Genomic DNA, 12,951 nt, shown 5'->3' on the forward strand with positions numbered 1-12,951 from the left:
GTTATGATTATAAATAATATAATTAGAATTATTGTCAAAATAATAATGAGTTGTACATATGCTAAAAAGACTATTTCTTGTAACTTTTTTTCTTACCGCATGCAGTGATGAAGCAAACGATAGTAAAGTAGTCGATAGCAAAGTGGCTGATAGTAAAGTAACTGATGTTGCCAAGCCTCAGCAATTAACTGTACTTGAACAGTATCAACACAAAGCAAAAAATTTATTACTCAGTATCCGTACTCGTAAAGCCGCTGCGGATATCGTAATTGAGGCAGAAATGCTTGTGGCTAATTCTCGTAGACTACTTAGCAGTTTTACCTTGAAGTACCCTCAATGCAGAGAGTACTTAACGGCACTTGATAAAGAGGCTGAGGCTATTGCGAGCCAACCAATACCAGACATTGAAAGTGGTTACCATGACGGTGATAAACTTCCTAATTTTGACGACCCGGTGTGCTACTATGCTAAAAACTTACTGGTTCACCCAGCAAAGGTGCAAGCCATTGCATTGTTAGGCATGAATAGTGAGCTAGCATACCAAGATGCAGAAATGGAGATGGTTGAAGCTATCGCCCATTTTGAACAAGTAGAGCAGGCACTTGATAAAAAATAAGTAACCAAAAAGTGAGCACCGCTGTTAAATAGCAGTGAGCGCACTACAAGCGCGACGAGTACCTCAACGAACGACTTTGGTTAAAATTAAACAATAAATCGGTATCCACATAAGCAATCCAGAGCTTGAACTTGGCAACCTTTTACTTTTGGTATAAAAAAAGGAGCCGTAGCTCCTTTTTTAATATCATCACAACTCTAATTAACGAAGTAATGACTCATTTAATACTGGGCGAATTTCACGAATAATAGCTTGTGTAAGCTTTGGAGCGCCGCAGATGATGTTACCACTTTGGTTATAGTTATTGCCGCCAGCGAAATCAACAACCATACCGCCAGCCTCTTTAACCATTAATTCGCCTGCTGCTGAGTTCCAAGGTTTTAAACCGATTTCAAAGAAACCGTCAACACGACCCGCAGCCACATAAGCCATGTCTAACGCAGAGCACCCCGCGCGACGAATGTCAGCAGTGTGAACAAATAACGCTTTAAATGCTTCAGTGTATGCATCAATGTGGTGCTTATTTTTGAAAGGAAATCCCGTCGCTAAAACAGTACCTGAAAGAACCGTTGTTTTACTAACACGAAGACGTTTACTGTTAAGTTGAGCGCCTTGACCACGAGAAGCCGTGAAAAGCTCACCACGAATTGGGTCATAAATAACAGATTGGTCTAAACGACCTTTAACTTTAAGTGCGATAGAAATCGCATAATGAGGAATGCCTTTGATGAAGTTTGTAGTGCCATCAATAGGATCTACAATCCATTGGTAATCTGCATCCTTGCCAGCGTGCTCGCCTAACTCTTCACCAATAACTGAATGAGTAGGGTAAGACTGTAAAATAGTGTCACGAATTACGGCTTCGGCTTCTTTATCAATATTAGTTACTAAATCGTTAGTGCCTTTTTGTTGCACTTCAACTTTTGATAAATCTTCACTTGCGCGAAGTAAAATTTTACCTGCGTTGCGAGCAGCGCGAACCGCAATGTTTAACATCGGATGCATGGTTTTACCTTTGGGTTGTAAAAGAACGTTATATCTAAGGCGGCGTATTTTAGCGACTTTTGCCGCAAAGTAAACAACAAAGCCAAAATAGTTTAGAGTGTTTTTTGTACTAGACTGAGTTGCAAGGGAAAAATTTTAAAGGAAAAGCTAATAGGCAGAGTTTCAGCGTAGAAGGGTTATGACTTATCTAAGCTGATATGAGCCTATGCTATTTATCGCTTAGGGCTAAGAGCTATGTTATAATCGCGCACAATTTTTTTGTGCATGAATTAAGTGACGCAGTAATGATCTTAGATGACGTTCGTATCGTTTTAGTAAACACCTCGCATTCGGGTAATATTGGCTCAGCAGCACGGGCGATGAAAACCATGGGGCTGTCAAAGCTTTATTTAGTCGATCCTGCTTGTGAAGTTGATAGTCATGCCAGTGCGTTAGCGGCAGGTGCTACTGATGTGCTAGGTAACGCGGTAATTGTTGATACGGTTGCAGATGCGGTTGCTGGTTGTGCACTAACTATTGGCACCAGTGCGCGCTCGCGTACTTTATCTTGGCCGATGGTTGAACCGCGTGAATGTGGTGAAAAGCTGATTAATGAAGCGCAAGCAGGTCCTGTGGCACTTGTATTTGGCCGTGAAAACAGTGGCTTAACAAATGAAGAATTACAGCAATGTAACTATCATGTATGCATTCCTGCTAATCCAGAATACAGCTCACTTAATTTAGCTATGGCGGTGCAAACTCTTTGCTATGAAACGCGAATGGCGTTTTTAAATCATCAAAAAAATGAGCACCCACAAGTGTCAGAGCAAGATGATACGGTTTACCCTAAAGCCAAGCAAACTGAACTGTTTTACGATCACCTAGAGCAAACCCTAACGGATACGGGTTTTATAATTAAGCAGCATCCAGGATTGGTGATGACCAAGCTGCGTCGTATGTTTAATCGCGCTCGCCCAGAAGAAGCTGAGCTAAACATTTTACGCGGTATTCTTACCTCAATAAATAAGTCTACTAAATAAGACAAAGTTATATATAGTTTTGGTGACTAATACTTGACTAAATTACTCAGGTAATTACAATGAACTCAATACTTGACCAAAAAGGTCGGGTATTAAATATTATCAATCAGTAATTTGCTGATTGTTAATATCGACTAATTTACTCTGGTAATTAAAGTTTGCACTCTTTTGTGCAGGGGGCGTTATGAAGTTAACATCAAAAGGCCGATACGCAGTAACCGCCATGTTGGATGTTGCACTACATACTGATGTAGGTGCGGTCCCCCTAGCTGATATATCAGAACGACAAGAAATTTCGTTATCATACCTTGAGCAATTATTTGCTCGGTTACGAAAAAATGGGCTTGTGACTTCAGTACGTGGTCCTGGCGGCGGTTATTTATTAGGCCGCGAAACAAGCGCAATTTCTGTTGGTGATGTAATTAGCGCGGTAGATGAATCAGTTGATGCCACACGTTGTCATGGTGCAAGCAGTGGCTGTCAAAGCGGTATGCGTTGTTTAACCCATACTTTATGGTCTGATTTAAGTGCCCGAATCGAAGAATTTTTAAATGGTATTACCCTCGCTGAGTTGGTGCAAAAGTCGGATGTGAAAGAAGTCGCATCACGCCAAGATAACAGTATCAATAATGCAATTAAGCAACTGGAAAACATTCAAGTAAGCTGTCAACTTTAAGTTGACGTGAAGCGGAGAAAAAAATGAAGTTACCAATTTATTTAGATTACGCAGCAACCACACCCGTTGATGAGCGTGTAGCAAAAGATATGATGCAATGCCTTACTATGGACGGTAATTTTGGTAATCCTGCGTCACGTTCACATCGTTTTGGTTGGCAAGCAGAAGAAGTGGTTGATCAAGCACGTACAGATATTGCTGATCTAATCAATGCAGATCCACGTGAAATTGTTTTCACTTCGGGTGCAACAGAGTCAAATAACCTAGCTATTAAAGGTGCGGCGCAGTTTTATAAAAAGAAAGGTAAGCACGTTATTACCGCTAAAACTGAGCATAAAGCAGTACTTGACACGTGTCGTGAGCTTGAGCGTCAAGGCTTTGAAGTTACCTATATGGACGTTGAAGAAAACGGCCTGCTGGATCTTAAAAAGCTAGCTGCAACAATGCGTGATGACACGGTCTTAGTGAGCATCATGCACGTGAATAATGAGTTAGGTGTTATTCAAGATATCGCTACTATCGGCGAAATGTGTCGTGAACGTAAAATCATGTTCCACGTTGATGCTGCGCAAAGTGCGGGTAAAGTATTAATTGACGTACAACAGCTTAAAGTCGACTTTATGTCATTCTCAGGCCACAAAGTATATGGCCCTAAAGGAGTTGGCGCACTTTATGTACGTCGTAAACCACGCGCTCGTCTTGAAGCACAAATGCACGGTGGTGGCCATGAACGTGGTATGCGCTCCGGCACACTGGCAACTCATCAGCTTGTAGGTATGGGTTCCGCATTTAAGGTCGCTAAACAAGATTTTGAAAAAGACCATGCACACATCAGCGCGCTACGTAAGCGCTTGATAGATGGTATTATGGCTGATATGGACGAAGTTTACTTTAATGGTGAACCAAGCCAATCAGTACCAGGAATTGTTAACATCAGCTTTAACTTCGTTGAAGGTGAATCGTTATTAATGGCTGTTAAAGATATTGCTGTATCATCAGGTTCTGCCTGTACCTCAGCAAGCTTAGAGCCTTCTTATGTACTACGTGCATTAGGCCGTAACGACGAGTTAGCACATAGCTCAATTCGTTTTAGTATTGGCCGCTTTACGACTGAGGAAGAGATTGATTATACCGTCGAACTAATCAAAAACTCGATTGGCCGTTTACGCGAGATGTCTCCTTTGTGGGAAATGCATCAAGAAGGTATTGATTTAGAATCAGTTGAGTGGGCACATCATTAATTGATGGGCACACCCGTTAGCAGGTAGTGAGGATAGAATAATGGCTTATAGTAATAAAGTAATCGATCATGTTGAAAGTCCACGTAACGTGGGTGTTTTAGACAAAAGTGACCCGTCAGTAGCAACCGGTATGGTTGGCGCACCCGCATGTGGTGACGTTATGAAGTTACAAATCAAAGTGTCAGCTGACGGTGTAATTGAAGACGCAAAATTCAAAACCTATGGTTGTGGTAGTGCAATTGCTTCATCATCGCTTGTTACCGAGTGGGTAAAAGGCAAAACATTAGACGAAGCATCAACTATTAAAAATACCGATATCAGTGCTGAACTTGAGTTGCCACCAGTGAAAATTCACTGTTCGATTCTAGCAGAAGATGCGATTCAAGCAGCGATTGCTGACTACAAAAGCAAACAAGCTAAGTAAGAGATAATTTCATGGCAGTGACATTGACAGAGGCGGCAGCAAACCGCGTAGAATCATTTTTAGCAAATCGCGGCAAAGGGCTTGGCCTGCGCGTAGGCATTAAAACTACAGGCTGTTCAGGTCTTGCTTATGTTCTTGAGTTTGTCGACGAACTAGCTGAAGGTGATGAAGTTTTTGAAAGCCAAGGCGTTAAACTTATTGTTGATGCTAAAAGCTTGGTTTATATTGATGGCACTCAGCTTGACTACGCTAAAGAAGGCTTAAATGAAGGGTTTCAGTTTAGCAACCCCAACCTAGCCGATGAGTGTGGTTGCGGTGAAAGCTTCACAGTATAAATACTGACAAAAGCGTATCTTGAAGCCCTGCCTATGTAGGGCTTTATTCTTTAAAGTTTATTTATTTGGGCGAATAAATGCGTTATTTTGAGCTATTTGCGATACCCGTAGATTACAACATTGATTTAGCCACAGTGAACAAGCACTATCTTGAACTACAACGTGCTGTTCATCCTGACCGTCATGCTAACGCGAGCAGTCGTGATAAGTTACTCGCGGTACAAAATACCGCAGAGATAAACGATGCCTTACAAACGCTTAAGCACCCAGTAAAGCGTGCCGAATATATGCTGAGTGAACTGGGTGTTGATATTCGCTCAGAGCAACAAACACTGCAAGACCCGCTATTTTTAATGCAGCAAATGGAATTACGCGAAGAGCTTGAAGAGCTAGAGAACGGCAACGATCCAGATACTGCTATTGCAAATTTTGAAGCACAAATAAAGCAGCTTGATAAACAATATAGTAATGAATTTGCAGCGCAGCTAGCAAGCAATGATGAACAGCAGTGGCAGGCCGCCGCTGATAACGTTCGTAAGTTAAAGTTTGTTTATAAGTTACGCGACGAGCTTGAGCGCATTGAAGATAGTTTATTCGACGATTAATTTACTCGCTGTTTAGAAAATAGCGATAATAGAGTGTAAAGAGCATTATGGCATTATTGCAGATTGCTGAGCCGGGGCAGAGCGCGGCACCACATGAACATAAATTAGCGATAGGTATTGACCTAGGGACTACTAACTCATTGGTTGCGACCGTACAAAGCGGCGAAGCACGCATTTTAAATGATGCAGCGGGCCAAGCGATGTTGCCATCAGTTGTACGTTATCAAGCTGATACTATTAATGTCGGCAACGATGCGGAAAAGGCTGCAACAGAAGACCCTGCTAATACGCTTATTTCAGTAAAGCGCTTTTTAGGTAAAACTCAAACCGAAATTGAACAAAGTTATGGCCAATTACCGTACGACTTCTGTGAGCATAACGGTGCTTTAGCAATTGAAACATCGGCGGGTAAAATTAGTCCGGTTGCGGCTTCAAGTGAAATTTTAAAAGTACTAAAAGCACGCGCTAAACAAAGTTTTGCTGAGCAAGATATTCTAGGTGCGGTGATCACGGTCCCTGCTTATTTTGATGATGCCCAACGACAAAGCACTAAAGATGCCGCTGAGCTTGCTGGTATTAATGTACTACGTTTATTAAACGAACCAACTGCAGCTGCTGTAGCTTATGGCCTAGACTCAGGCCAAGAAGGTATAATTGCAGTTTACGATTTAGGCGGCGGTACCTTTGACATTTCAATATTACGCCTGCATCAAGGTGTGTTTGAGGTTATGGCCACTGGCGGAGATTCAAGTCTAGGTGGCGATGATTTTGACTCGTTACTCGTTGATCACTTTAAGCGTGAAACGGGGGTGATGAACCTATCACCTTCAAACTTACGTTTATTTATTAATAAAGCCAAAGCCTGCAAAGAAGCGTTAAGCGAACACAAAACGGTTAATGTGGGTTTAGAGTTTGATGATCAAAGTTACACGGTAGAAGTAACCCGTGACAAGTTTGAAGAGCTTGCCATGACATTGGTGAAAAAAACTCTTCGTTCATGCCGTCGCGTGGTAAAAGATGCCAGCATTGAAAACGAAGAAGTACTACAAGTTGTAATGGTTGGCGGCTCAACCCGTATGCCAATAATACGTACACAAGTGGCTGAATTTTTTAATAAAGAACCACTTACATCAATCGACCCTGATCGTGTGGTTGCACTTGGCGCGGCATTACAAGCTGATGTATTAGTAGGTAATAAGCCTGATTCTGATATGTTGCTGTTAGATGTATTGCCATTGTCTCTAGGCCTTGAAACTATGGGTGGTTTGGTTGAAAAAATCATCCCGCGTAATACGACTATTCCAGTTTCTCGCGCTCAGGAATTTACCACCTTTAAAGATAATCAAACGGCGATGTCGCTACATGTTCTACAAGGTGAGCGCGAGCTGGTTGACGATTGTCGCTCTTTAGCAAAATTTAGCTTAAAAGGTATTCCACCAATGGCAGCCGGCGCTGCGCATATTCTTGTTACCTTTAAAGTGGATGCTGATGGCTTGTTGAGTGTTTCAGCAATGGAAAAATCAACAGGTGTTCAAGCTGATATTCAAGTTAAGCCCTCGTTTGGTTTATCAGACGACCAAGTTGCCGATATGCTTAAAGCATCAATGAGCAATGCTAAAGGCGATATGCAAGCGCGCATGCTTAAAGAACAGCAAGTTGAAGGTTTGCGAGTAATTGAAGCGCTAGAAGCGTCGCTATCAACAGATAGCCACTTACTCGATGAACAAGAGTTAAGTGACTTAAAAGCTGAAATTGCTAAACTCGCCGCAGTTCGCCAGTCAGCGACTGAACCAAGCGAAATAAAAGAAGCCATGGAAGCAGTAGATAACGCCAGTAGCCAATTTGCCGCACGCAGAATGGATGCATCGATTAAAAAAGCACTGCAAGGGCAGTCAGTAGACGAAGTTTAAGAGGTCAATTTTATGCCACAGATTATTTTTCTTCCCCATGCAGAACTATGCCCAGACGGAGCTGCAATAGAAGGGGCAACGGGTGAAACCGTACTTAATGTTGCCTTAGAAAATGGTATTAGTATTCCTCATGCCTGTGAAAAGTCATGTGCATGTACCACGTGTCATTTAGTTATTCGTGAAGGGTTTGACTCATTAGCAGAAAGCGACGAGCTAGAAGACGACATGCTAGATAAAGCATGGGGCTTAGAACCAGAGTCACGCTTAAGCTGCCAAGCAATCATTAAAGATGAAGACTTAGTGGTTGAAATACCAAAGTACAACCTCAATATCGTTAATGAAGAGCATTAATTGTCTAGATAACGTTTTTAATTAACGTACCATAATTAAAAGCCGCTGTAGTTTGCTAAGTCTCTACAGCGGCTTTTTTGTTGATGAATATATAAAGGTCGAGTTACCCGTAGGAAATGGCTTTAGCCATGAATTTTGTTGGCTTTGCGTTTTATTATATAAACTCTTCGCGACAAAATCCGCTTCTATGATTGGCTCTTTTTTAATCGAAAGAAGAGCAAAATTAAAATAAAAATTTTAACTTTGTTCTTTCAACTTGCTGCTACGTATGGAGATTTTATGAGTAAATTATTGTTTAAAGATTCATTTATTAATGGAGATTTTTATACCGTCGACGCTCATTTCGATGTGACCGATCCGGCCACAGAAAAAACCATCATCTCAGTTAGTGATATCGATAAAGCTGGAATTGAACAGGCAATAAAAAGCGCCCAAAGCGCTTTTATTAATTTAAAAAGTACCCATGCCACTGAACGTAGCGAAACTTTGCAGCGCTGGTATGAGCTAGTAATTGAGCACAAGCAAACTCTTGCAGAGTTGATGACCAAAGAGCAAGGCAAACCACTCCAAGAGTCATTAGGTGAGGTCGAATACGGAGCTGGTTTTATAAAATGGTATAGCGAGCAAGCTAAGCGCAGCTTTGGGGATACTATTCCCGCGACTGATAATACACATCGACTTTCAAGTATTAAGCAGCCAGTTGGCGTTGTAGCGGGCATTACCCCATGGAACTTTCCTGTTGCCATGGTCACACGTAAAGTCGCCCCCGCTTATGCCGCAGGCTGTAGTTTTGTGCTAAAACCTTCGGAACATACACCTCTGTGTGCTCTTGCACTTGCTTACCTTGCAGATAAAGCAGGGTTTGTAAAAGGAGCATTTAATGTAGTCACTTCATCAAATGCTAAAATGGTTGGCGAGATTTTAACTGAATCAAACATCGTGCGTAAGTTTACTTTTACTGGTTCTACTGATGTTGGTAAGCAGTTACTTGCACAGTGTAGCTCTACAATTAAGCGTACTTCTATGGAGCTTGGTGGTAATGCACCGTTTATTATTTTTGATAATGCCAATTTAGATGAAGCCGTAACGGGGTTAATGGGCGCTAAATTTAGAAATAGCGGACAAACCTGTGTAGCTGCTAACCGGATTTTTGTACAGCGAAGCGTGCTTGATGAAGTGCTGACTAAACTTACTAATAAAGTTGCAAAGTTAAAGGTAGGCTCAGGCTTTAATGATGATACCGATATCGGCCCACTTATTTACCCTAAAGCCCAAGAAAAAGTGCAAGCATTGCTTAATGATGCAACCAGTAAAGGCGCGAGTATAATAGGTGAAAATAAACAGCTTGGCGGCAGTTATCAATCACCGCTTATTTTAACTGGTGTGACTAGTGAAATGGACATTTATCATCAAGAAGTGTTTGGCCCTGTGGTTAGTATTATAACTTTTGATGACGAAGCAGATGTCCTAACACAAGCGAATAACGTACCTTATGGACTTGCTGCATATTTTTATAGTGAAAACATAAAGCAAACTTACCGTGTTAGTGAAGCACTCGAATACGGCATGATTGGTATTAATGAAGGGTTGATCTCCAACCCTGTAGCGCCTTTTGGTGGTATGAAGCAATCTGGTCTTGGCCGAGAGGGCGGGCATCAAGGGTTAGATGAATATCTCGAAGAGAAATATTTGTGCATAAAGGTATAAGCTAAAGGCTTTATGTCGCTAGTTTACATATAAATTTTAGAACCGCGCTTGATTTAATCAGCACGGTTTTTATTTTTGAGGTGTAGCTTTATTTCCAATTAATGATAGCGCTGTCATTTTATATTTTATATGGTAGGTACGTAGCTATAATAAAAATTAAAGATTCTGCAGCAAAAAAGTGTAGTCTCAGGGTATAAAAATAGGAGAGAGCAATGGATTTTAAAAAGCGAGCATTAACTGGTTTAATCGCGGCACTACCGATGATAGCGCAAGCACAATTTACGCAAAGTGAAGTGAACAACTTTACCAAAGAAACCTCACTTACTTTTGCTGTGGTTGATAACTTTCATAATAAAAGTGCAGGATTTTTAGGTGAAATTACACTTGATAACCAGTCAAATGTTGCTCTTCCTGCGGGTGAAAGTGATTGGCAACTTTATATTCATTCTGTACGTAAAATCAGCACTGAGTATGTAGCTGGACTGAATATAGAGCATGTAAACGGCGACTTGCATCGCATTGTACCAACCAAGGACTTCAAAGGTTTAGCCGCAGGTAAAAGCTTAAAGCTCCCTTTTGATGCACAAGTTTGGGTTGTGGCTTATACCGATTTTATGCCTCGAGCGTTTTTTGTTTCGGGCAATAATAAACCAGCTATTTTTGCGAATACTGATAGCGAAGATATGACCCAGTTTGTAGCGCCATTTAAACGTGAAAACCAATTGCGTCGTTATAATCAACCTGAAGATTTAACCGTTTTAGTTACGCCGCAAGTACGTTTTGAAAAAAATAACAACAAAGTATCAGTAAGTAAAAGCGATGCACTGAAGCGTATTATTCCCAAGCCACAAAAAGCCGATTTCAACCGTGGCACAGCAACGCTTGATAATAGCTGGAAAATTAGTTTCCAAGGTCAGTTAAAAAATGAAGTGGTCGTGTTTATGCAAGATTTGCAGGACGATTATGGTTTAACACTTAAAGCGCAGCCTGATCATATAAAGTTGGGCGATGAAAAAGTTATCAGCCTCAAAGTGAATCCAGCACTTAATAAAGGCAAAGCTGAAAGCTACACCTTAGAAATTGATGACGAGCAAATAAACATTGTTGCCAGTGATAACGCAGGGGTATTTTACGCTATGCAAAGCGTGCTTAACCTTATGCCTGCAAACAGCCAAGGCGCTGTTGAACTGCCACAATTAGAGCTTGAAGATACTCCGCGTTATGGCTGGCGTGGTATGCATTATGATAATGGCCGTAACTTCCATGGTAAAGACGTGATGTTCAAACTAGTTGAACAAATGGCGCGGTATAAAATGAACAAATTGCATTGGCACTTTTCAGAAGATGAAGGTTGGCGTTTGGAAATTCCTGGTTTGCCTGAGCTGACAGATGTAGGTGGTTATCGTTGTTTTGATCTTGAAGAGCGTGAATGTTTAATAACTCAGCTTGGAACAGGGCCATTTAAATCAGGCTCAGGTAATGGCTATTTAAAGCGTAGTGAATTTGTAGAGTTATTAAAATACGCTAAAGATCGCCACATTCAAATAATACCTGAAGTAGAAGGTCCTGGTCATGCTCGAGCTTCGGTTAAAGCCATGGAAGCCCGCTACCATAATTTGCTTGAAGCCACTAAAAATAATATTTTAAATACCAAGCAAACTGATAAAAAAATGCAGCAAGTTGATATGAGCGACGCTACTCAGTATTTGTTAAGTGACCCAAAAGATACCTCCAGCTATATTACAGTACAAAATTATACTGATAACTCAATGAACGTGTGCATGGACTCAACCTATGCATTTTTAGAAAAAGTCACTTATGAGTTACAGCAAATGTACCGTGAAGCGGGTGTGCAGCTTAAAAATCTCCACATTGGTGGCGACGAAGTTGGCGCAGGGTCTTGGGTTGGTTCACCTATTTGCCAAGCAATGTTTGCTGATCCGAGTAACGGTGTTGCAGGCGCGGCTGATTTAAAGCCATACTTTACACAGCGCGTAGCAAAGATGCTAGAAAAACGAGGGATATCGCCGGGCATTTGGGAAGACGGTATTATGTATGATAAGACCAACCCATTTAAACGTGACGAATTCCCGAATGAAACCTTTACCGTTAATGCATGGGATAATATTTGGGAATGGGGTGTAGCAGATAGAGCTTATCGCTTGGCGAATGCGGGTTATCAAGTCGTGCTTTCGCATGGTACGCATTTGTATTTTGATCACCCTTATGAAGCAAACCCTGATGAGCGCGGTTACTATTGGGCAACACGTTATACAGATACCCAAAAGGTATTTAATTACATGCCAGATAATGTTTATGGCAATGCGGATTACACACGTACAAGAAAGCCAATTGACAATTTAGAAGCATTGGTTGGGCGTCCTTTACCGCAACTTGAAAAACCAGAAAATATCTTAGGTATGCAAGGACAAGTATGGTCTGAAACTATTCGTACCGAAAAGCAAGTGCTTGAAATGATGTTCCCACGTATTTTATCAGTGGCTGAGCGTGCTTGGCATAAAGCAGATTGGGAAAGTGGCAGTGTAGATACTCAACAGCAAGCTAAAGATTGGGCTGGGTTTTCAGCTGCGGTAGGTTTAAAAGAATTAGATAAGTTGGCTGAAGGGGGCATTAATCTGCATTTGCCTGTACCAGGTGGTGTAATTAAAGCGGGTAAGCTTGAAGTTAATACCCCATTTGCCTATTTACAAACTGAGTACAGCTTAGATGACGGTACTACGTGGCAGGCGTATACAGCTCCGATCAGTGTTTCAGGTTCGCAAAAAGTAGCACTGCGTAGCCGTATAAGTAAGCAGCAAGTAAGTAGAATTACGTATATAAATTAATGTTTTAATAAGTATTAGTGATTTGAAAGGGCTATTTGGCCCTTTTTTGTTATATTGCAAAGTAAAAATCGACTAGTAATATAGCGATAATTCACGTAGAGTTTTATGGCAGCGCTGTCATTTTTGTTGCGCTGATGTTATAAATATCCCGCATAAGTGTAAGGTAATGGCTTACGCTAGCAGCTAAAAGAAATTTAATTAGCATTAAATAAAAAC

12 protein-coding genes are annotated in these 12,951 nt (G+C 41.2%); 11 read left to right on the forward strand and 1 reads right to left on the reverse strand.

Annotated features, from left to right (window positions below):
• Positions 1-58 precede the first annotated feature (58 nt).
• On the forward strand, positions 59-616 hold the full coding sequence (locus ACT3RM_RS14270) for a hypothetical protein (RefSeq protein WP_441833945.1): 558 nt from the start codon (positions 59-61) through the stop codon (positions 614-616).
• Between the two features lie 201 nt (positions 617-817).
• On the opposite strand, the gene suhB is transcribed toward ACT3RM_RS14270, so the two are convergent.
• Positions 818-1,621 (reverse strand): inositol-1-monophosphatase, encoded by an 804-nt coding sequence (suhB, locus tag ACT3RM_RS14275; RefSeq protein ID WP_441833946.1) that lies wholly within the window; start codon positions 1,619-1,621, stop codon positions 818-820.
• Positions 1,622-1,905: 284 nt separating this feature from the next.
• On the opposite strand from suhB, the gene trmJ reads away from it, so the two are divergent.
• From trmJ to ACT3RM_RS14325, 10 genes are all read left to right on the forward strand, one after another.
• Positions 1,906-2,640 carry a tRNA (cytosine(32)/uridine(32)-2'-O)-methyltransferase TrmJ gene (gene trmJ, locus ACT3RM_RS14280; RefSeq protein ID WP_441833947.1) on the forward strand — a complete coding sequence of 245 codons (735 nt, stop codon included), beginning with the start codon at positions 1,906-1,908 and terminating at the stop codon, positions 2,638-2,640.
• Positions 2,641-2,824: 184 nt separating this feature from the next.
• Positions 2,825-3,316 (forward strand): Fe-S cluster assembly transcriptional regulator IscR, encoded by a 492-nt coding sequence (gene iscR / locus ACT3RM_RS14285; protein WP_441833948.1) that lies wholly within the window; start codon positions 2,825-2,827, stop codon positions 3,314-3,316.
• Positions 3,317-3,339: 23 nt separating this feature from the next.
• On the forward strand, positions 3,340-4,557 hold the full coding sequence (locus tag ACT3RM_RS14290) for an IscS subfamily cysteine desulfurase (protein ID WP_441833949.1): 1,218 nt from the start codon (positions 3,340-3,342) through the stop codon (positions 4,555-4,557).
• Between the two features lie 40 nt (positions 4,558-4,597).
• Positions 4,598-4,981, forward strand: a complete 384-nt coding sequence (gene iscU / locus ACT3RM_RS14295) for a Fe-S cluster assembly scaffold IscU (protein ID WP_441833950.1) — start codon at positions 4,598-4,600, stop codon at positions 4,979-4,981.
• 11 nt (positions 4,982-4,992) lie between these two features.
• Positions 4,993-5,316 carry an iron-sulfur cluster assembly protein IscA gene (gene iscA, locus ACT3RM_RS14300; protein WP_441833951.1) on the forward strand — a complete coding sequence of 108 codons (324 nt, stop codon included), beginning with the start codon at positions 4,993-4,995 and terminating at the stop codon, positions 5,314-5,316.
• A gap of 77 nt (positions 5,317-5,393) precedes the next feature.
• On the forward strand, positions 5,394-5,921 hold the full coding sequence (gene hscB / locus ACT3RM_RS14305) for a co-chaperone HscB (RefSeq protein ID WP_441833952.1): 528 nt from the start codon (positions 5,394-5,396) through the stop codon (positions 5,919-5,921).
• 47 nt (positions 5,922-5,968) lie between these two features.
• Positions 5,969-7,831 (forward strand): Fe-S protein assembly chaperone HscA, encoded by a 1,863-nt coding sequence (gene hscA, locus ACT3RM_RS14310; RefSeq protein WP_441833953.1) that lies wholly within the window; start codon positions 5,969-5,971, stop codon positions 7,829-7,831.
• 12 nt (positions 7,832-7,843) lie between these two features.
• Positions 7,844-8,182: an ISC system 2Fe-2S type ferredoxin gene (gene fdx, locus ACT3RM_RS14315; protein ID WP_441833954.1), complete on the forward strand. Its 339-nt coding sequence runs from the start codon at positions 7,844-7,846 to the stop codon at positions 8,180-8,182.
• A 279-nt stretch (positions 8,183-8,461) separates the two neighbouring features.
• The gene (locus ACT3RM_RS14320; RefSeq protein ID WP_441833955.1) at positions 8,462-9,889 is read left to right on the forward strand and encodes an NAD-dependent succinate-semialdehyde dehydrogenase; all 1,428 of its coding nucleotides are present in this window, start codon (positions 8,462-8,464) and stop codon (positions 9,887-9,889) included.
• 212 nt (positions 9,890-10,101) lie between these two features.
• Positions 10,102-12,735, forward strand: a complete 2,634-nt coding sequence (locus tag ACT3RM_RS14325) for a family 20 glycosylhydrolase (RefSeq protein WP_441995177.1) — start codon at positions 10,102-10,104, stop codon at positions 12,733-12,735.
• Positions 12,736-12,951: the final 216 nt, after the last annotated feature.

The sequence above is a fragment of the Pseudoalteromonas sp. AOP7-A1-14 genome, assembly GCF_052376275.1.
Taxonomy (GTDB): Bacteria; Pseudomonadota; Gammaproteobacteria; order Enterobacterales; family Alteromonadaceae; genus Pseudoalteromonas.

Coding starts and splice junctions, on each gene's coding strand:
- hscB (WP_441833952.1), top strand. CDS start 5,394: ATGCGTTATTTTGAGCTATTTGCGATACCCGTAGATTACAACATTGAT.
- ACT3RM_RS14325 (WP_441995177.1), top strand. CDS start 10,102: ATGGATTTTAAAAAGCGAGCATTAACTGGTTTAATCGCGGCACTACCG.
- ACT3RM_RS14270 (WP_441833945.1), top strand. CDS start 59: ATGCTAAAAAGACTATTTCTTGTAACTTTTTTTCTTACCGCATGCAGT.
- iscR (WP_441833948.1), top strand. CDS start 2,825: ATGAAGTTAACATCAAAAGGCCGATACGCAGTAACCGCCATGTTGGAT.
- iscU (WP_441833950.1), top strand. CDS start 4,598: ATGGCTTATAGTAATAAAGTAATCGATCATGTTGAAAGTCCACGTAAC.
- trmJ (WP_441833947.1), top strand. CDS start 1,906: ATGATCTTAGATGACGTTCGTATCGTTTTAGTAAACACCTCGCATTCG.
- ACT3RM_RS14320 (WP_441833955.1), top strand. CDS start 8,462: ATGAGTAAATTATTGTTTAAAGATTCATTTATTAATGGAGATTTTTAT.
- fdx (WP_441833954.1), top strand. CDS start 7,844: ATGCCACAGATTATTTTTCTTCCCCATGCAGAACTATGCCCAGACGGA.
- suhB (WP_441833946.1), bottom strand. CDS start 1,621: ATGCATCCGATGTTAAACATTGCGGTTCGCGCTGCTCGCAACGCAGGT.
- iscA (WP_441833951.1), top strand. CDS start 4,993: ATGGCAGTGACATTGACAGAGGCGGCAGCAAACCGCGTAGAATCATTT.
- hscA (WP_441833953.1), top strand. CDS start 5,969: ATGGCATTATTGCAGATTGCTGAGCCGGGGCAGAGCGCGGCACCACAT.
- ACT3RM_RS14290 (WP_441833949.1), top strand. CDS start 3,340: ATGAAGTTACCAATTTATTTAGATTACGCAGCAACCACACCCGTTGAT.